General features: G+C 68.0%; 15 protein-coding genes and 1 pseudogene. 7 read left to right on the top strand and 9 right to left on the bottom strand.

Annotated elements, in window-relative coordinates; all coding sequences use genetic code 11:
* Positions 1 to 49: 49 nt before the first annotated feature.
* From N4G47_RS03280 to N4G47_RS03270, 3 genes are all read right to left on the bottom strand, one after another.
* On the bottom strand, positions 50 to 1,033 hold the full coding sequence (locus tag N4G47_RS03280; protein ID WP_475285178.1) for an aldo/keto reductase: 984 nt from the start codon (positions 1,031 to 1,033) through the stop codon (positions 50 to 52).
* A 172-nt stretch (positions 1,034 to 1,205) separates the two neighbouring features.
* Positions 1,206 to 2,369: a PilT/PilU family type 4a pilus ATPase gene (locus tag N4G47_RS03275; RefSeq protein ID WP_107230059.1), complete on the bottom strand. Its 1,164-nt coding sequence runs from the start codon at positions 2,367 to 2,369 to the stop codon at positions 1,206 to 1,208.
* A 77-nt stretch (positions 2,370 to 2,446) separates the two neighbouring features.
* On the bottom strand, positions 2,447 to 3,484 hold the full coding sequence (locus N4G47_RS03270; protein ID WP_006422551.1) for a type IV pilus twitching motility protein PilT: 1,038 nt from the start codon (positions 3,482 to 3,484) through the stop codon (positions 2,447 to 2,449).
* Between the two features lie 87 nt (positions 3,485 to 3,571).
* On the opposite strand from N4G47_RS03270, the gene N4G47_RS03265 reads away from it, so the two are divergent.
* Both N4G47_RS03265 and proC read left to right on the top strand, forming a co-directional pair.
* A complete protein-coding gene (locus N4G47_RS03265; RefSeq protein ID WP_475285175.1) occupies positions 3,572 to 4,249 on the top strand; it encodes a YggS family pyridoxal phosphate-dependent enzyme in 678 nt (225 codons plus the stop codon).
* 18 nt (positions 4,250 to 4,267) lie between these two features.
* Positions 4,268 to 5,089, top strand: coding sequence for a pyrroline-5-carboxylate reductase (gene proC / locus N4G47_RS03260; RefSeq protein ID WP_475285173.1), 822 nt, complete (start codon positions 4,268 to 4,270; stop codon positions 5,087 to 5,089).
* Between the two features lie 48 nt (positions 5,090 to 5,137).
* Here the strand turns inward: proC and N4G47_RS03255 are convergent, their stop codons facing one another.
* Complete coding sequence (locus N4G47_RS03255; protein WP_475285171.1) at positions 5,138 to 6,013, bottom strand: LysR family transcriptional regulator; 876 nt, start codon at positions 6,011 to 6,013, stop codon at positions 5,138 to 5,140.
* 97 nt (positions 6,014 to 6,110) lie between these two features.
* On the opposite strand from N4G47_RS03255, the gene N4G47_RS03250 reads away from it, so the two are divergent.
* Positions 6,111 to 6,713: a short chain dehydrogenase gene (locus N4G47_RS03250; RefSeq protein WP_475285169.1), complete on the top strand. Its 603-nt coding sequence runs from the start codon at positions 6,111 to 6,113 to the stop codon at positions 6,711 to 6,713.
* A 50-nt stretch (positions 6,714 to 6,763) separates the two neighbouring features.
* Here the strand turns inward: N4G47_RS03250 and soxR are convergent, their stop codons facing one another.
* Positions 6,764 to 7,198, bottom strand: coding sequence for a redox-sensitive transcriptional activator SoxR (gene soxR, locus N4G47_RS03245; protein ID WP_107230054.1), 435 nt, complete (start codon positions 7,196 to 7,198; stop codon positions 6,764 to 6,766).
* A gap of 29 nt (positions 7,199 to 7,227) precedes the next feature.
* On the opposite strand from soxR, the gene N4G47_RS03240 reads away from it, so the two are divergent.
* The gene (locus tag N4G47_RS03240) at positions 7,228 to 8,646 is read left to right on the top strand and encodes an MFS transporter (protein ID WP_475285167.1); all 1,419 of its coding nucleotides are present in this window, start codon (positions 7,228 to 7,230) and stop codon (positions 8,644 to 8,646) included.
* A gap of 38 nt (positions 8,647 to 8,684) precedes the next feature.
* Here N4G47_RS03240 and N4G47_RS03235 read toward each other — a convergent pair whose 3' ends face one another.
* On the bottom strand, positions 8,685 to 10,706 hold the full coding sequence (locus N4G47_RS03235; RefSeq protein ID WP_475285165.1) for an esterase/lipase family protein: 2,022 nt from the start codon (positions 10,704 to 10,706) through the stop codon (positions 8,685 to 8,687).
* A complete protein-coding gene (locus N4G47_RS03230; protein ID WP_475289883.1) occupies positions 10,706 to 11,680 on the bottom strand; it encodes an Lnb N-terminal periplasmic domain-containing protein in 975 nt (324 codons plus the stop codon). The genes N4G47_RS03235 and N4G47_RS03230 overlap by 1 nt, the downstream gene beginning before the upstream one ends.
* Before the next feature lie 160 nt (positions 11,681 to 11,840).
* Between N4G47_RS03230 and N4G47_RS03225 the strand changes: the two genes are divergently transcribed.
* Positions 11,841 to 12,245 carry a GFA family protein gene (locus N4G47_RS03225; protein ID WP_475285163.1) on the top strand — a complete coding sequence of 135 codons (405 nt, stop codon included), beginning with the start codon at positions 11,841 to 11,843 and terminating at the stop codon, positions 12,243 to 12,245.
* 331 nt (positions 12,246 to 12,576) lie between these two features.
* Positions 12,577 to 14,664: a TonB-dependent siderophore receptor gene (locus N4G47_RS03220; RefSeq protein WP_475285161.1), complete on the top strand. Its 2,088-nt coding sequence runs from the start codon at positions 12,577 to 12,579 to the stop codon at positions 14,662 to 14,664.
* On the opposite strand, the pseudogene N4G47_RS03215 reads toward N4G47_RS03220, so the two are convergent.
* Positions 14,648 to 16,164, bottom strand: a pseudogene (locus N4G47_RS03215) (MFS transporter). The gene N4G47_RS03220 and the pseudogene N4G47_RS03215 overlap by 17 nt on opposite strands.
* Positions 16,165 to 16,270: 106 nt before the next feature.
* Here N4G47_RS03215 and N4G47_RS03210 point away from each other — a divergent pair.
* Positions 16,271 to 17,170 (top strand): LysR family transcriptional regulator, encoded by a 900-nt coding sequence (locus N4G47_RS03210; RefSeq protein WP_475285159.1) that lies wholly within the window; start codon positions 16,271 to 16,273, stop codon positions 17,168 to 17,170.
* Positions 17,171 to 17,183: 13 nt separating this feature from the next.
* Here the strand turns inward: N4G47_RS03210 and N4G47_RS03205 are convergent, their stop codons facing one another.
* The gene (locus tag N4G47_RS03205) at positions 17,184 to 18,062 is read right to left on the bottom strand and encodes a LysR family transcriptional regulator (RefSeq protein WP_475285157.1); all 879 of its coding nucleotides are present in this window, start codon (positions 18,060 to 18,062) and stop codon (positions 17,184 to 17,186) included.

The raw sequence follows: 18,062 nt of genomic DNA, 5'->3' as shown, positions 1-18,062 counted from the left end.
ACCCACCACCAACGGTCCGCACCCACCACACTCTGCACCCACCGGGCGGTCAGCCCTTGGCCTGTGCCGCACGCTGCGCGTTGTAGCGCTCGCCGACGATCGAGACTTCCTCCAGCGCCAGTGCGATGCGCTGCAGTTCCTCCGGCGCCAGCTGCAGCGCGGCCGCGCCCAGGTTTTCTTCCAGGCGATGAACCTTGGTGGTGCCCGGAATCGGCACGATCCACGGCGCCTGTGCCAGCAGCCAGGCCAGCGCCACCTGCGCCGGGGTCGCACCGCGAGCAGCAGCAATCGTGCTGATGCGATCCACCAGCGCCTGGTTGGCGCGACGCGCCTCCACTTCGAAACGCGGCACGGTGTTGCGGAAGTCGTTGGCGTCGAAGGTCGTATCGGCGTTGATCGCACCGGTCAGGAAGCCGCGGCCGAGCGGGCTGAACGGCACGAAGCCGATGCCCAGTTCCTGCAGGGTCGGCAGCAGCTCGCGCTCCGGCTCACGCCACCACAGCGAGTACTCGCTCTGCACCGCCGCCACCGGCTGTACCGCGTGCGCGCGCCGCACGGTGGCCGCGCTGGCCTCGGACAGGCCGAAGTGGCCGACCTTGCCCTCGGCGATCAGGTCGCGCACAGTGCCGGCCACATCCTCGATCGGCACGTTCGGGTCGACCCGGTGCTGGTAGAACAGATCGATATGGTCGGTGCGCAGGCGCTTGAGGCTGGCCTCGGCCACCGCGCGGATGTTCTCGGGACGGCTGTCCAGGCCGGTATCCACCCGCGCATCCTTGAAGCCGAACTTGGTGGCGATCACCAGTTTGTCGCGGTACGGCGCCAGCGCCTCACCGAGCAGGTCTTCGTTGGTATACGGGCCGTACACTTCGGCGGTATCGAAGAAGGTCACGCCGCGCTCGACAGCGGCGTGCAGCAGAGCGATGCCCTGGCTGCGCTCGACCGGCTGGCCGTAGCCATGGCTCAGGCCCATGCAGCCCAGGCCCAGGGCGGAAACCTTCAGGCCGCTGCGGCCGAGTTCACGTGTCTGCATCGTCGTGCTCCAGAGGGGGAGCGCTGACGATACGCCTGCAATGGCAATGGATTGAACCGACTGGATGGCAGTCGGTCATGACTGGAATTCATCAATCGCCCGCGCGCCCGGTAGAGTCGAGCTTGCTCGACTGCTTTTGTGGTCGAGCAAGCTCGACTCTACGGATCGGTGGTCACCGGATCTCGGAAATCTCCACGCCGTCCAGCCCCTGCGACAGCGTGCGCGCATCGCCGCCCTGGCTGAGCTTGATGCGCAGGCGTACCTCGTTCTGCGAATCGGCGTAGCGCAGTGCGTCCTCGTAGCTGATCTCACCGGCCTGGTACAGCTCGAACAGGCTCTGGTCGAAGGTCTTCATGCCCAGCTGGACCGAATCCTTCATCACTTCCTTCAGCTTGTGGATCTCGCCATCGCGGATATAGTCCTGCACCAGCGGCGTGCCCAGCAGGATCTCCATCGCCACCTTGCGCGAACGACCATCGGGCGAAGGCACCAGCTGCTGCGCCACCACACCCTTGAGGTTCAGCGATAGATCCATCAGCAACTGGTTGCGGCGGTCTTCCGGGAAGAAGTTGATGATGCGGTCCATCGCCTGGTTGGCGTTGTTGGCATGCAGCGTGCACAGCACCAGATGGCCGGTTTCGGCGAAGGCGATGGCATGGTCCATGCCCTCGCGGGTGCGCACCTCGCCGATCATGATCACATCCGGCGCCTGGCGCAGGGTGTTCTTCAACGCCGCTTCCCAGCTGTCGGTATCAATGCCCACTTCGCGCTGGGTGATGATGCAGCCTTCGTGCTTGTGCACGAATTCGATCGGGTCTTCGATGGTGATGATATGGCCGGTCGAATTATGGTTGCGATAGCCGATCATCGCCGCCAGCGACGTCGACTTGCCGGTACCGGTGGCACCGACGAACAGGATGATGCCGCGCTTGGTCATCGCCAGCGTCTTGATGATCGGCGGCAGGCTCAGCTCTTCCACGGTCGGGATGCGCGTCTCGATGCGACGCAGCACCATGCCGACCTGGTTGCGCTGGTAGAAGCAGCTGACACGGAAGCGGCCGACACCGGACAGGCCGATGGCGAAGTTGCACTCGTGGGTCTTCTCGAACTCCTCGCGCTGCGCCGGGGTCATCACATTGAGGACCAGGTCGCGGCTCTGCTGCGGCGTCAGCGGGGTCTGCGTGATCGGCGAGATCTTGCCGTTGACCTTCATCGCCGGCGGCATGCCGGCGGTGATGAACAGGTCCGAGGCGCGCTGGTGCGCCATCAGCTTGAGGAACGAAGTGAAATCGATGGTGGTCGCGGTGGTGTTCACGGCGGGCTCCCAATGGGGCATGTACCAGGAAACGGTCGGTGGAGGAAACAGCACGGCAACGGCGGCGCGGGGCGCACGCCGCCCGTGGTCGTCCCGCCTTACTCGAACAGGCGCTTGTCCTTGGCGTAGTCGCGGGCCTGATTGCGGGTGATCAGGCTGCGCTTGACCAGATCCTGCAGGTGCTGGTCCAGGGTCATCATGCCGTACTGCTGGCCGGTCTGGATGGCCGAATACATCTGCGCCACCTTGTCCTCGCGGATCAGGTTGCGGATGGCCGGGGTGCCCACCATGATTTCCCACGCTGCGGTACGACCGCCGCCGACCTTCTTCAGCAGCGCCTGCGAGATCACCGCGCGCAGCGATTCGGACAGCATCGAGCGCACCATCGGCTTCTCGCCGGCCGGGAACACGTCGATGATGCGGTCGATGGTCTTGGCCGCCGAACTGGTGTGCAGGGTGCCGAACACCAGGTGGCCGGTTTCTGCGGCGGTCAGCGCCAGGCGGATGGTTTCCAGGTCACGCAGTTCGCCGACCAGGATGATGTCCGGGTCTTCGCGCAGTGCCGAACGCAACGCTTCGTTGAAGCCGTGCGTATCGCGATGCACTTCGCGCTGGTTGATCAGGCATTTCTGCGAGGTATGCACGAATTCGATCGGATCCTCGACGGTGAGGATGTGGCCGTATTCGTTCTTGTTGATGTAGTCGATCATCGCCGCCAGCGTGGTCGACTTGCCCGAGCCGGTCGGACCGGTCACCAGGATCAGGCCCTGCGGCTGCTGGATCACCTCGCGGAACAACGGCGGGCAGGCCAGGTCCTCCAGGGTCAGCACCTCGGAGGGAATGGTACGGAACACCGCACCGGCACCACGGTTCTGGTTGAACGCGTTCACTCGGAAGCGCGCCAGCGACGGGATCTCGAACGAGAAATCCACTTCGAGGAATTCTTCGTAATCGCGGCGCTGCTTGTCGGACATGATGTCGTACACCAGCGCATGGACCTGCTTGTGGTCCAGGGCTGGAATGTTGATCCGGCGCACGTCGCCGTCCACACGGATCATCGGCGGCAGGCCTGCGGACAGGTGCAGGTCGGACGCTTTGTTCTTTACGGAAAACGCCAGCAGTTCGGCGATATCCATGAGCGGCTACTCCCCAATAACGGCTTCGACTGGAAGGATCTTTCCCCGGGCGGCAGTATAGCCTCCTGATTCAATGGAACGCGTTACGTGGCCACTCCCCTGCCCCAGATCCTGAGCAACCTGCATGCCGCCGCCGCAGCGGCCGGCCGGCCCGACCCGCGCCTGCTGGCGGTGTCCAAGACCCAACCGGCCGAGGCCGTGGCCGCGCTGGCCGCCCAGGGCCAGCAGGCGTTCGGCGAGAATTACGTGCAGGAAGCGCTGGCCAAGATGCAGGCGTTGCAGCACCTGGCGCTGGAATGGCACCTGATCGGCCATCTGCAGTCGAACAAGGCCGACGCCGTCGCCGCCCACTTCGACTGGGTGCAGAGCGTGGACCGGCCCAAGCTGGTGACCGCGCTGGCACGGCACCGCCCCGAGGTGCGTGGCCCGCTGAACGTGCTGATCCAGGTCAACATCGACGACGAATCCAGCAAGCACGGCTGTGCACCGGAGGACGTGGTGGCACTGGCCACCGCGATTGCCGCCGAACCCCGCCTGCGCCTGCGTGGCCTGATGGCCATTCCCGCGCCGTGGCCCGAGGCCGAGCGCCGCCGCGACGCGTTCGTGCGCATGCGCACACTTTTCCAGTCACTGGCCGCCCAGCACCCGCAGCTGGACACGCTGTCGATGGGCATGAGCAGTGACTACGCCGAAGCCATCGCCGAGGGCGCCACCCTGGTGCGCATCGGCACCGCCCTGTTCGGCGCACGCCCGCGCCCGGCCTGACATTCGAAGGAGACTTCCATGGCAACTGATTCCATCACCTTCATCGGCGGCGGCAACATGGCGCGCAGCCTGATCGCCGGCCTGATCCGCCAGGGCGTGCCTGCCGCACGCATCCATGTGGCCGAACCGGTGGCCGGACTGCGCCAGGCATTGGCCGCCGACTTCGGCGTGCAGGTGCACGACAACGCCGCCGACGCGGCCGCGCAGGGCAGCACCTGGCTGCTGGCGGTGAAGCCGCAGGTGCTGCGTGAGGTCTGCCAGTCGCTGCAGGCACTGGCGCAGGACAACCGCCCGCTGGTGGTGTCGATCGCCGCCGGCATCACCAGCGCGCAGCTGCAGCGCTGGCTGGGTGGCCAGCTGCCGGTGGTGCGCGCGATGCCCAACACGCCCGCCCTGCTCGGCGCCGGTGTGACCGGCCTGTTCGCCACGCCGGCGGTGGATGCGGCGCAGCACGCGCAGGCCGAACAGATGCTGGCCAGTGCCGGGCGCACCGTGTGGATCGATGACGAGGCGCTGATGGATTCGGTCACCGCCGTCTCCGGCAGCGGCCCGGCCTATGTGTTCCTGCTGGCCGAAGCGATGGAAGCGGCGGGCATCGCCCAGGGACTGCCGGCCGAGGCGGCACGCACGCTGGTGGTGCAGACCCTGCTGGGCGCGTCGCGCATGCTCGATGAGGCCGGCGAAAGCCCGGCGGAACTGCGCCGTCGCGTGACCTCGCCGAACGGCACCACGCAGGCCGCGATCGAGAGCTTCCAGGCCGGAGGTTTCGAGGCGCTGGTGGACAACGCCCTGCGCGCCGCGCAGGTGCGTGGGCAGGAACTGTCTGCGGCCAATGATTGATCCGCTGGGGTCAGATCCCTTTGCCGAGGCAAAGGGATCTGACCCCATCTATCGCCCCAAGGTGGTCATGACGAAATCCACGAAGCACTGCAATCGCGGGCGCGGCCTACGATCGGGCAGGTAGATCAGATGCATCGGCCGCGGTTCGGGCAGGTAGTCGCGCAACAGCGGCTTCAGGCGCCCTGCGGCGATTTCGCCCGCCAGCAACGCGGTCGGTTGCAGCACCAGTCCCGCTCCGGCCACGGCCGCTTCGCGCAACGCGAACCCATCGTTGCAGGTCAGGCGCGCTTCCCAATCGACCTGCTCGCCATTGGCCAGCTGCCAGCCATGGCCGCCGCGCCAGGCCAGATGGCTCAGGCAATCGTGCCCGGCCAGGTCGGCCGGTGTCCGTGGCGTGCCGCGCCGGCGCAGGTAGGCCGGCGATGCGCACAGGCTCATCGCATACGGCGGCAGCGGCCGCGCCACCACCTCCTGCGACGGCAGCGGACCCACCCGGATCGCCACATCGAACCCATCCTCGATCAGGTCCACACGCCGGTTGCTCAGATCCAGCTCGATATTCAACTGCGGCTGCGCGCGCAACAGGCCGGCCAGTGGTGGCGCCAGCACGCAGCTGCCCCAGGTGGTCGGCGCGCTGACCCGCAGCAGGCCACGCGGCTGCACCTGCAGGCCGGCTACATCGGCCTCGGCCTGCTGCACCTGTTCCAGCACCTGCCGGCACCCGGCCAGGTAGGCGCTGCCGGCTTCGGTCAGGCGCTGGCGACGGGTGTTCCGTTGCAGCAGCGCGGTGCCCAGGTGCGCTTCCAACTGCTGGATGTACTTGCCCACCATCACCGCCGACACCTGCAGCTGTTCGGCGGCGCCGGTGAAGCTGCCGCGCTCGGCCACGGCGACAAACGCGTGCATGCAGCGCAAGGTATCCATTACTAACCCACCGTTAGGAATCTGCGAAGCATACGCCACTTACCTAACCTGGCTGTGACGGCGCAGACTGCGCCCATCCCACTCGCAAGGAACGGCCATGAAGATCCTCCTCGTCGGCGCGAACGGCACCCTCGGCCAGGCAGTCGCGCGCCAGCTCGGCCAGCAGCACCAGATCCTGTCTGCCGGCCGCCACAGCGGCGAACTGCGCGTCGACCTGACCGACGATGCCAGCGTCGCTGATCTGTTCGCGCGCACCGGTACGGTCGATGCGGTGATTTCCACCACCGGCGCAGTGCACTTCGGCCCGCTGCAGGAGATGACGCCAGCGCAGTTCAACCTTGGCCTGCAGGACAAGCTGCTGGGGCAGGTGCGATTGGCGCTGGCCGCGCAGCATCATCTCAACGCGGGCGGCTCGATCACCCTGACCAGCGGCATCATCAGCGCCCATCCGATCCGCGATGGCGTCAACGCCACGGCGGTGAATGCCGCGCTGGAAGGCTTCGTGCGTGCCGCCGCGCTGGAGCTGCTGCCGCGCGGCCTGCGCATCAACGTGATCAGCCCCAACGTGCTGGTCGAGTCGATGGCCGACTACGGCCCCTACTTCCCGGGCTTCGAAGCGGTGACCGCACAGCGCGCCGCGCTGGCGTTCCAGCGCGCGGTCGAGGGCATCCAGAGCGGCGAGACCCTCACCGTCTGGTGATCCGCCGGGCATGGCCCGGCGCTACCGCGAGCCGCCCCCTCTGCTGTGCGTCATTCCCAGCGCATCGGGCCGTCGCCGCGTTCGCCGAGGATGTCTTCGGGGTTGGCCAGGCGGCAGCGCTTCAGCGACAGGCAACCACAGCCGATGCAGCCGGTCAGTTCATCGCGCAGCAGCTGCAGCATATGGATGCGCTGTTCCAGTTCGGTGCGCCAGCGTGCGGACAGCTTGGCCCAGTCGGCCTTGGTCGGTGTCCGTCCCTCGGGCAGGCTCTCGAACGCCCGCGCGACCGCCTCCAGCGGCATGCCCACCCGCTGCGCCACACGGATCACCGCCAGCCGGCGCAGCACGTCGCGGTTGTAGCGGCGCTGGTTGCCGGAGGTGCGCAGGCTGCTGATCAGGCCCTTGCGCTCGTAGAAGTGCAACGCGGAAATGGCCACGCCACTGCGCTGGGAAACCTCTCCCACGCTCAATTCCTGGGATGCCATGCCTTGACCTCAACTACGGTTGAGGTGTCATGCTGCTATCTTCGCCGCTCGTTGACAAGCGCGGCCCGCCCCTGCCTGGTATGAACACAACACTCTCGCCCGCCGACACGCACCCGCCGGCCGCCATGTCGATCCTGTCCTCCCGCTACCGCGCCACCACCCTCGGCATGGTGGCGCTGGTTGCGCTGCATGCGTTCGAGGCGCTGGCGGTGGCCGCAGCGATGCCGACCGTGGCCGAGGCGCTGGATGGACTGCGCCTGTATGCGCTGGCCTTTGGCGGCACGCTGGCCACCAGCGTGATCGGCATGACTCTGGCCGGGCGCTGGGTTGACCGCCATGGGCCGGCGCGCCCGCTGTGGTACGGCCTGGCCTGCTTCGTGCTGGGCCTGCTGCTGGCCGGCTTGGCGACGCGCATGGGCGTGCTGGTAGCCGGGCGCCTGCTGCAGGGCCTGGGCGCTGGCGCGATCTCGGTATCGCTGTATGTGATGGTCGGCCGCAGCTACCCCGAACCGCTGCGGCCAAAGGTGTTCGCGGCGTTCTCCGCAGGTTGGGTGGTGCCGTCGATGATCGGCCCTGCGCTCAGCGGCCTGATCGTGCAGCACCTGGGGTGGCGCTGGGTGTTCCTGGCGGTCCCGTTGCTGGCGGTCCCCGCGGCTCTGCTGTTGCGCCCGGCGCTGGCGCGGCTGCAGCCGCCGGTGGCCGGCAGCGACGACGGTGCGCGCGGCAACGTGGTGCGCTGGGCCAGTGGTGCGTCGCTGGCGGCGCTGCTGCTGTATTTCGGCGGCCAGCAGCGCGGCGTGACCGCCCTGCTGTGCATCGGCGTGGCGATGCTGGCACTGCTGTTCTGCGTGTACCGGCTGCTGCCGCCGGGGACTCTGCTGCTGCGCCGCGGGCTGCCCAGCGTGATCGCGCTGCGCGGCATCGCCGCTGCGGCCTTCTTCGCCTGCGAGGCCTACCTGCCGCTGCTGCTGCAGCGCGAGCGCGGGCTCACGCCCAGTGGTGCCGGCGCCGTGCTCAGTCTGGGCGCGCTGGGTTGGTTTGCCGGTTCGTGGCTGCAGGGCCACCAGCAGCGGGGCTGGTCGCGCCAGCAGTTGCTGCGCGCCGGCACCGCGATGATGACGGTCGGTATCGCCACCACGCTGGCGGTGCTGTTCAACGCAGTGCCGCTGCCGTTGTCGCTGCTCGGCTGGGCCGTGACCGGCTTCGGCATGGGCATGATCTACGCCAGCCTGTCGGTGCTGACGCTTTCGCTGTCGGCGCCGCATGAGCAGGGCGCCAACACCTCCGCGCTGCAACTCAGCGAGGCATTGTCGGTGACCACCGCCCTGGCGGTCTCCGGCGCGCTGTTCGCGTTCGTGGGCAGCGCACCGCACACCGGCTACCTGCTGTGCCTGGCGATCACCTTCGGCCTGGCGGTGCTGGCTGCGGTGATCGCACGGCGGGTGTAGCGCCGGCGCATTGTGGGATTGCCGGCCAGCGGCCGGCACTACCGGGCAGCCGCTCCCATGTCATCGATATCCCGATGCAGGATGCGGCGCACTTCCAGCACCGCCTGCGGCGTCTCCTGCACGCTGTGCCCGGAGATGATCACCTTCTCCGACAGCGCGCCCGGCAGGTGCGCGCTCCAGTACGGCACCAGCCCATCGTCGGACTTCTGCACCGGCAGTTCCGGTTTGCGCTGGGCGATGATCGAGTGGTACTTCAGGCCGGCCTCGATCGGCAGCTGCGCGGCCGCCTTCACGAACGGATCGCTGGCCTTGAGGTTGTCGATGCTGTTGGGGATCTTCGGCTTGGCGGTGCCGTCGACCTGCTGCTCGGCCTGTGCCAGCGCCATGAACACGTCCTCGAACTTGCCGAGGATGGTCAGCGGCAGGCGCACCAGGCGGCCGATCAGGCGCCCGACCTTGTTGCCGGCAATATCGGTGCCCTGGTGCGGTGCGGCGATGAAGATCGCACGCTCCACGTTCGGCTGCGCCTTGAAATGCAGCAACGGCCCCAGCTTGTTCTGCACGCGCTTCAGGCGCTCGCCCTTCAGGTCGTAGTTGGCCAGCAGGTCATTCCACAGCACGTCTCCGGAATCACTGACCAGCAGGCGCGCGAGCACGCCGCCCATGCTGTGGCCGATGTAGACCATGTCCTTCGATGCACGCGTGCTGCCGTTGGGATCGAAGTGCTTGAGTGTGTCATTGAACGCGTTGGCGATCTCGTAGCGGTTCAGCGCGATCGGCGCATTGGTCGGGTAATAGACCTGCCACACCTGGAACTGCTGGCGCAGCTCGGGATCACCCATGATCTCGTTGGCCAGGTTCACCCATGCTTCCGGGCTGCTGGCCAGGCCGTGCAGCATGAAGATGATGCGCCGGTTCGGGTCCCAAGGCTGCATCAGGTAGATGTGCGGTTCGCCGATGCCCTCGCTCATGCCAAACAGCGTGCGCAGCGACTGCCGGGCGAAGCCACTCTGCGCCAGCCACAGGCCGTAGGCGGCGGTGAAGTTGCCGGCCAGCGGCACCTGTTCGCCGTGCAGGGTGATGCGCTCGGTGGCTTCGGGCGAATAAGCGTCCAGCTCGACCCGGCGCGTGCGCATCACATCGTCCAGATTGCTGCCCTCGAAGCGTAGCAGCGCGGTGACATTGATCGAAGACATTTCGCTGAACTCGGGTACCGAGTCGTCATGCCGATGGCGGCGACCGCGGCGCGCATCGTCTTCGTCATCCGGCGCGCTATCGGCCTTGGGGCCATCGGGTGCGATCACTGGTGCGACCAGCTTCGGCGGGTCCATCACCATCACCAGCTCGGCACCGAAGCCGTCGCGGCGATAGGTGCTGCGCAGGCCGACGAAGCTGACCGTGCCGGCCGGCACCAGCTGCGCCGGGATGCTCTTCAGGTTCAACTGCTGGTAGTTGGAGGCCAGTGACCAGCTGCCGACCGAGAGCGGCTTCGTATAGTCCTCGCCGGCCAATGCCGCCGCACGCGCGCGCACGAACAGCACCACCGCTGCCTTCTCGGCCGCATAGTTGTAGTAGTCGCGCACCTGGGTCTGCCGATCCTCGAAGGCGCGGTCGGACGGCGAGCGGCCGCTGTAGAACAGGTAGGCATACGCGTAACGCGCGGCTTCCAGCCAGGCATCCAGCGCCGCGTCGCTCATCGGTGGATCGCCGGCAGCGGTCTTCTTCGGGGTCAGCGCCAGCGCCGCCTTCACCCACAGCTCGGACAGCGCCGACAGGCGCTGCTCGACGTTGAGGTCATCGGTCATCAGCAGCGTGCTGCGGCAGACCAAGAAGTCCTTCTCGCACTGCGACTCGTCCAGTCCCGCCGCGCTGAGCGTCTCGCGCGCGGCGGGGCTGAGCTTGCCGGTGTTGAGCACGTCGGCACGCTTGTTGACCAGCGAATCGCTGGAGGTGACCTGCTTGACGGTGACCATCGCACAGCCGCTGCTGCCCAGCAGCAGGAAGGCGGCGAACAACGCCGGCAGCAGGCGCTGCCAGCGGGACGGGAAGAATGGGGTCATTACTGCGGGTCCTGCTCGGTGCCGGGCACGCCCTGGCGGATCACGGTGGAGAAATGGGCGCCGTCGCCCAGGTCCAGCGCACGCTGGGTGATGCGGCCCTTGTCATGCAGTTCGGCATACGTCACGCCCGGGGTCAGCGCGCCGACGTCCTGCGCGTACTCGGCCAGATAGCCTGACAGCAGCAGGCGGTAGTCCAGCGGCAGACGCGGCGCGATATGCCGGGCCAGGTCGAAGACGATGGTGGTGCAGTTGCTGGTCAGCGTGTTGTAGAAGCCCGGCTTCGCATCCAGCTCGCGCGCCTGCGCGATGTACGCGGCAAACAGCTCCTTCAGCTGCGCGCGGTCCATGCCATGCAGGCGGTACAGGTAGACATCCTCGCCGCGCGCGTTGGTGCGGGTGCGGATGATGTCGGTCTCCTCCGAGGCGACCAGGGTCATCTCGAATTTGCGGAAGAAGCCGCCCAACGCCGAGAACGATTCACCGCGTTCCTTGCGGATCTCCAGCGAGAACACCACATGGCGGCCATCGTCGAAGCCGAACGAGATCAGCGTGTGGGCAATGGCCGGGCCCATCCAGTACGACAGCACCAGGTCGGCCGAGCGCAGCTGGTCAAGATCGTATTGGCGGCGCACCCAGCGCGCGTCGTAGTCGGTCTCGCTGCGCCAGGTGAAGTCACGCACGTTGTCCAGCACCACATGGCGGCCGTCGAAAGACACCACGTGCAGGCGCTGGGCAACATCGTCGGCCCATACCCGGTCCTGGCGCGGGGTCAGCAGCAGCCACCACAGCCCGGCCAGCGCCAACGATGCGCTGAACGCCAGGCCCAGGCGGCGCGTGCCGTGACCGCGCGCCACCTGCCACGAGGCCCACAGGGCGAGCAGCAGCCACAGCATCGCCACGCCCGTGGCCAGCCAGCCCGGCCCGGGGAGCTGATAGGCCAGCAGGCCGGTCACCCACAACGCCGCCAGCGCCATGGCACTTCCTGTCATCCAACGTCCTGCGGCGTTCACTGGCATCCTGTGGCGGTCTTGAAGCCGCATAGTTAGCCACAAGCCGGCTCAGCGTGGCATCTACGGCCCGTTCAGGCCGGCCGGCGCAGGGTCTTGGACCACGTTCCACCACACAGGATCAACAATGGGCATTACGTCCGTGGCCGGCGTTCCGGTCCAAGCCCGGCACCGCGCCACCTGCCACTGCGGTGCGGTCGAACTGCTGCTCGATCTGCCCGATGGCATCGTCGACCCGCGCCGCTGCGACTGCTCGATGTGCCGCCGCCGTGGCGCCATCGCCGCCAGCGTCACACGCGCAGGCCTGCAGGTGCTGCGCGGGCAGAACCACCTGCAGCGGTACCAGTTCAATACCCACGTGGCCGAGCACTACTTCTGCGGCGTATGCGGCATCTACACCCATCATCGCCGGCGCTCCAACCCCGACCAGTACGGCTACAACGTGGCCTGCCTGGAAGGCATCGACCCGTTCGCGCTGGGCGTGATCCCGGTCAACGACGGGGTCAACCACCCCGCCGACCGCAGCGCCTAGTGGCGGCTGCGCCGCGGCGGTGCGGCGACCTTCTGCCAGGGCGCCATACCGCTGCGGCCGGCCCGCGCGGGGCGTTTCAGCCAGGGCCGGCGGGGCATCGCCGGTGGCTCGGCGGCAACCGGGGCGGGCACGGGCCTGCGGCCGGGCCAGAGATGGTCAAGCAGCCACATGGCGGGTCTCCGTGGGGGACGGGGACGATCGATACTGGGCCCACGGCGGCATGCACGGCGTGATGCGCGGACGACCTCCAGATGACACGCCATTGAGAATCATTTGCATCATGTGCAGCCGGTCCCGATAATCCGCGGCGATCTCCTGTGGACCGACCGCCATGCCCGCCCGCCGCACCCTGTTGTCGCTTGCGCTCTGCCTTCCCGCCTGTCTCACCGCTCCGCTGGCCCTGGCCGATGACGCGCCTGATGCGCGAACCCTGGACCGGGTCAGCGTCGTCGCCGACCGTGCCAGCACCGCGACCAAGACCGATACCGCGCTGACCCAGACGCCACAGGCGATCAGCGTGGTCACCCAGCAGCTGTTCACCGATCGCGGCGCGCACAATCTGCAGGAAGTGCTGCGCTACAGCGCCGGCGTCACCGCCGACGCCTGGGGCCTGGATACCCGCAACGACGCCACCTCGGTGCGCGGCCTGGACCCGGTGCAGTACCTCGATGGTCTGCGCCGCAGTTATGGCTTCAGCCCGCTGGCACGACCGGAGATCTACGGCCTGGAACGGGTGGAGGTGCTGCGCGGCCCCTCTTCGGTGCTGTACGGCGCCGGTGCCACCGGCGGCATCATCAATGCGATGAGCAAGCGCCCCACCTTCGCCTCGCCCAGCGGCGAGCTCGGCGTACAGCTCGGCAGCTTCGACCGGCGCCAGCTGCAGGGCGATCTCAACGGCACGTTGAACGCCGATGGCAGCGTAGCCGGACGCTTCGTCGGGCTGGTGCGCGCGTCGAACATGCAGACCGACACGCTCAAGGATGATCGCGTCTACCTGGCCCCGTCGATCAGCTGGCGCGGCGAGCGCAGCAACCTCACCCTGCTGGCCAGCTACCAGCATGACAAGACCGGCTCCAGCCAGCAGTTCCTGCCCCTGGCGGCAACCCTGCTGGCGCCGCCCGGGCGCCGCCTGGATCCGTCCACCTTCATCGGCGACCCCGGTTTCGACCGCATCGACTCGCGCGTCTACAGCCTCACTGCACTGTTCGACCACAGCTTCAGCGACGTGCTCAGCCTGCGCTCGGCGCTGCGCTACATCGACGGCAGGACCACGCTGCAGCAGATGTACGTGGACAGCTACAGCAATCCGGCCGATCCGTTCATCGACGCTGCGCGCCGCGTGGTCAACCGCACCGCCTACGGCACCCGCCCGGACGTGCAGATCCTCAGCGCCGACAACGCGCTGCAGTTCGACTTCGCCACCGGTGCCTTCCAGCACCTGCTGCTGGCAGGCGTGGATTACAGCCAGTACAAGGAACAGCTGCAGCGCTTGGATGCCACCGGCACGCCGATCGACATCTACAACCCGGTGTCGGTGGCGCCGACGGTGCGCGGCTGGGAACGCCAGCCCGACCAGACCTCCACCCAGCTGGGCCTGTACGTGCAGGACCAGATCCGCTGGGCCGACCGCGTCTCGCTGGTGCTCGGTGCGCGTCGCGACCATGCGCGCTCCAAAACCGAGGGCCAGCCCAGCCAGACCGACAACGCCACCACCTATCGCGCCGGCCTGATTGCCGACGTGGGAGCCGGCGTGTCGCCTTACCTGAGCTACAGCGAATCGTTCCTGCCGGTGTCCGGCCAGGACCTGTTCGGCCAGGCCTTCAAGCCGATGCGCGGCCGCCAGGGCGAAGCCGGCATCAAGTGGCAGCCGGCACGCAACCTGCTGCTGACGATGGCGGCCTATCGCATCACCGAAACCAACCGGCAGACCAACGATCCGGACAACGTGCTGAACGTGGTGCAGACCGGCCAGATCCGTTCCAAGGGCATCGAGCTGGAAGGCCAGTTCCAGTTCGCCAACGACCTCACCGTCACCGCCGCCGTTGCACGCAACGAAGCCGAAGTCAGCCGCAGCAACTTCGCGCTGGAAGTGGGCGAGCGTCTGAACGATACGCCGCAGGACCTGGCCTCGGCCTGGGTGTCCAAGGGCTTCCAGCTGGATGATGCCGCACGCCTGCGCCTGGGCCTGGGCGTGCGCCACGTCGGCAACACGGTCTCGCTGGGCAACGGCGGGCGCATCGTCACCCCCAGCTACACGCTGGCCGATGCACTGCTGGAGGTGCAGGTAACCGATTGGACGATGGCGTTGAACATCACCAACCTCACCGACAAGCGCTACTACGCACCGTGCCGCACCTTCGGCGACTGCTTCGCCGGTTATCCGCGCGTGGTCACCGGCACCATCAGCTATCGGTTCTGAGCACCGCCGGCGCTGGCCGCCGCAGCAGCAGGTGCAACAGCACCGCGCATGCGGCGGTCAGCACCGCCAGCACGCGCAGCAGCGCCGCCAGTGCTTGGGCGCTGGCCTGCTGCAGCTGCGTGGCAGTCATCGCCGGCAACAGCGCTGCGGCCTGCGCCTGCGCGCCGGTAGCCAGATAGGCCGCCGCCCTGGCCACCGTTGCCGGCGACGCGCCGTGCAGCCGCTGGCCGATCAACAGCGCGATCAATGCAGTGACCGCCGCCAGCGCAATGCCCTCGCCGGCCACCCGCACCGTGCCGAAAATGCCGGCCGCCATGCCAGCGCGCTGCACCGGCACCACACTCACCGACAGGCCATCCATCAGCCCCCACGGCAGTGCGGTGCCGGCACCGATCAGCAGCAGCAACGGCATCCACTGCGCTGGCGAAGGATGTACCGCCTGCCGCGACAACAGGTACAGGCCCATTGCACCGGCCAACAAGCCGAACGTGCACAGCGGTGCGCTGCCGATCCGTTGCGCCCAGCGCGCGGCCAGCAGGGGCAGTACCAGCATCGGTGCGGACAGCGCCAGCATCTGCAGGCCGACCCAGGCCGCGCTCTGCCCATGCACACCCATCAGCTGCAGCGGCAGCACCACCAGCAGCACCACATAGCCAAAGCAGGTCGCCACCGGCAGCAGCTGCACCCCAGGAACGCCGGTTGCGCGAACAGGGTCAGGTCCAGCAGCGGTGACGCCTGCCGACGTTCGAGGGCGACGAACGCCACACCCAGCAGCAGCGTCGCCAGCAGCGCCACCCGCACACGCAGTGCCTGCACGCCGAATTCGCCCAGCCACAGCAGGGCCAGGGTCAACGCCGCCAACATCAGGCTGAAGCCGAGCATGCCGGCGATGTCCAGCCGGCCGCGCTCGCCATGGCTTTCCGGCAACACGCGTGCACCCAGTGCGAAGGCCGCCAACGTCAGCAGGCCGCCGGCGGCGAACACGCTGCGCCAGCCCAGTGCCTGCAGCAGCAGGCCGGCAAGCAGCGGCCCCAATGCCAACCCCGCACCGAACGTCGTACCCAGCAGGGCGAAGACGCGGCCACGCGCCGGCCCCTGCCAGGCCTGCGCCAGCGCCGCCGTGCCGGACGCCAGCGCCGCAGCGGCGGCAACGCCCTGCAGACCTCGCGCCAGATCCAGCCAGGGCAGCGCCGGTGCCAGGCATGCGGCGCCGGTGGCGGCGGTGAACCCGGCCGTGCCCAGCAGGAACAGCCGCCGCCGCCCATAGCGGTCGGCCAGGCCACCGGCAGCGAGCAGCAGGCTGCCGAAGGTCAGCATGAACGCATTGGTCACCCAGGCCAGGGCCGTCGGCGAAGCCGCAGCGGAGCGGGCCAGCACGGGGACCGCAACCGCGCCGGCCGAGAACGAAAGCGGCAGCGCCAGCGCGGCCAGGCAGACCGCCAGCAGCGCCCAGCGCTGCTGCGTGCGATCAGATTCAGGGAGCATCGAAACCGGGGCCATGCGGGCCTCCTTCCATCAGGGGCATTGATGATGGGCAGGCCGCTATTGCTGAAAAACAGGCTGAATGGACGTTGATTACGGCCAGATGTTCCGCAATCATGCCCGTATGGACTCCATCTCTGCCCTGCTCGCCTTCGTCCGAACCGCCGAGGCCGGCAGCATCGTCGGCGCCGCCCGTGTGCTCGGCCTGTCCGCTTCGGCGGTCGGCAAGCGCATCGCACGCCTCGAACAGGACCTGGGCACGCGCCTGTTCCATCGCACCACCCGCCGCGTGCACCTCACCGACGAAGGCGAACTGCTGCTGCAGCGCTGCCGGCGCGCACTGGACGAGCTTTCCGAGGCACAGGCGGATCTGGCGCAGCGCCAGCACGCGCCCAGCGGCCTGCTGCGCATCGGCCTGCCCACCATCGGCTACCGGTTCCTGCTGCCGGTGCTGTCCGGCTTCCAGCAGCGCTACCCGCAGGTACAGCTGGAACTGGATTTCAACGACCGCATCGTCGATGTGGTCAGCGAAGGCCTCGACGCGGTGATACGCAGCGGTGAACTGGCCGACTCCAGCTTGACCGCGCGGCGGCTGGGTGGCTTTCGTTTCATGCTCTGTGCCGCGCCCGGCTATCTGCAGGCGCATGGCACGCCCGCCGACGTGGGCGACCTGCGCATGCATGCAGCACTGCGCTTCCGTTACCCGACCACCGGAAAGCTGCATCCGTGGCGGCTGCCGGGGATTGAAGGTGACGCCGGAGCGCACCTTCCAACGGCGATGACCTGCAACAACATGGAAGCCCTGCTGGCCGCCGCCATCGGTGGCATGGGCCTGGGCTGGATGCCCGACTTCCTGGCCGCCGACGCACTGGCCGACGGCCGCCTGCAACGGGTGCTGCCCGCGCTGCCCACCTACGAAGGGCAGTTCTCGTTGCTATGGCCTGGTGGGCGCCACCCCAGTGCACGGCTGCGGGTGTTCATCGACTATGCCGCTACGCATCTGTTCCGCAGTGACAAGGGTTAGCTGACCCGCCGTATCAGCCGCTGGTCGCCGCCTGCAGAAAATTGCCCAGCACCGGCGAGGGCTGTTGCGGGCGCGTGCAGAACTGCAGGGCGAAGCGCGCTGCATCGCCTTCCAGCTCGCGATAGACGATTTCTTCCGGACGGAAGCTGGCCATGCTGGCCGGCACGATCGCCACCCCGGCTTCCACCGCCACCAGCGACAGCACCGCGTGCATGCCCTGTGCTTCCTGCACCACGTGCGGGGTGAAGCCTGCGGCGGTGCACAGGCCCAGCACCTGCGCATGGAAACCGGTGCCTTCGCCCGCTGGCCACGATACGAACGGTTCGTCGGCCAGCATCGCCACACTGACCTGCGCTGCGTCGGCCAGTGCATGTGCACGCGGCAGCGCAATCGCCAGGCGGTCGTGATCGAAGTCGTGCAGCAGCAGCTCGGCGGCCGGAATCGGTGGAATCAGCACGCCGACGTCGATGCGCTGTTCCCGCAGCCATTGCTGCTGCTGGCGCGAGGTGGCTTCGTGCAGATGCAGCTGCACCTGCGGATACTGCTGACGAAAGTGGCGGATCAATCCCGGCAGGCGTCCGTACAGTGCGCTGCCCACATACCCCACGCGCAGGCTGCCACAGTGCCCGGCGGCGGCAGCGCGGGTGCGCTGCAACGCCTGCTCGGCCTGCTGCAGGGTCGCCCGTGCTTCCACCAGCAAGGTCTGCCCGGCCGCGGTCAGGCCCAGGGTGCGGTTGCCGCGCACGATCAGCTCGCTGCCCAACGCGTCTTCCAGACGCCGGATCGCCGCGGTCAGCGGCGGCTGTGACATGTGCAGGCGGGCCGCAGCGCGGTGGAAGTGCAGTTCTTCGGCCACGGCCACGAACTGGCGGAGCAGGCGCAGGTCGATCAT

It is taken from the genome of Stenotrophomonas sp. GSD10, assembly GCF_056172695.1.
Note: the sequence above shows the minus strand (reverse complement) of the source record. Positions and strands in the feature narration are given on the sequence as shown.

Bases quoted from the DNA above. Each gene is read 5' to 3' on its own strand.
- N4G47_RS03280 (WP_475285178.1), bottom strand. From the start codon at position 1,033: ATGCAGACACGTGAACTCGGCCGCAGCGGCCTGAAGGTTTCCGCCCTG.
- N4G47_RS03275 (WP_107230059.1), bottom strand. From the start codon at position 2,369: ATGCCCCATTGGGAGCCCGCCGTGAACACCACCGCGACCACCATCGAT.
- N4G47_RS03270 (WP_006422551.1), bottom strand. From the start codon at position 3,484: ATGGATATCGCCGAACTGCTGGCGTTTTCCGTAAAGAACAAAGCGTCC.
- proC (WP_475285173.1), top strand. From the start codon at position 4,268: ATGGCAACTGATTCCATCACCTTCATCGGCGGCGGCAACATGGCGCGC.
- N4G47_RS03255 (WP_475285171.1), bottom strand. From the start codon at position 6,013: ATGGATACCTTGCGCTGCATGCACGCGTTTGTCGCCGTGGCCGAGCGC.
- N4G47_RS03250 (WP_475285169.1), top strand. From the start codon at position 6,111: ATGAAGATCCTCCTCGTCGGCGCGAACGGCACCCTCGGCCAGGCAGTC.
- soxR (WP_107230054.1), bottom strand. From the start codon at position 7,198: ATGGCATCCCAGGAATTGAGCGTGGGAGAGGTTTCCCAGCGCAGTGGC.
- N4G47_RS03240 (WP_475285167.1), top strand. From the start codon at position 7,228: ATGCTGCTATCTTCGCCGCTCGTTGACAAGCGCGGCCCGCCCCTGCCT.
- N4G47_RS03235 (WP_475285165.1), bottom strand. From the start codon at position 10,706: ATGACCCCATTCTTCCCGTCCCGCTGGCAGCGCCTGCTGCCGGCGTTG.
- N4G47_RS03230 (WP_475289883.1), bottom strand. From the start codon at position 11,680: ATGGCGCTGGCGGCGTTGTGGGTGACCGGCCTGCTGGCCTATCAGCTC.
- N4G47_RS03225 (WP_475285163.1), top strand. From the start codon at position 11,841: ATGGGCATTACGTCCGTGGCCGGCGTTCCGGTCCAAGCCCGGCACCGC.
- N4G47_RS03220 (WP_475285161.1), top strand. From the start codon at position 12,577: ATGCCCGCCCGCCGCACCCTGTTGTCGCTTGCGCTCTGCCTTCCCGCC.
- N4G47_RS03210 (WP_475285159.1), top strand. From the start codon at position 16,271: ATGGACTCCATCTCTGCCCTGCTCGCCTTCGTCCGAACCGCCGAGGCC.
- N4G47_RS03205 (WP_475285157.1), bottom strand. From the start codon at position 18,062: ATGATCGACCTGCGCCTGCTCCGCCAGTTCGTGGCCGTGGCCGAAGAA.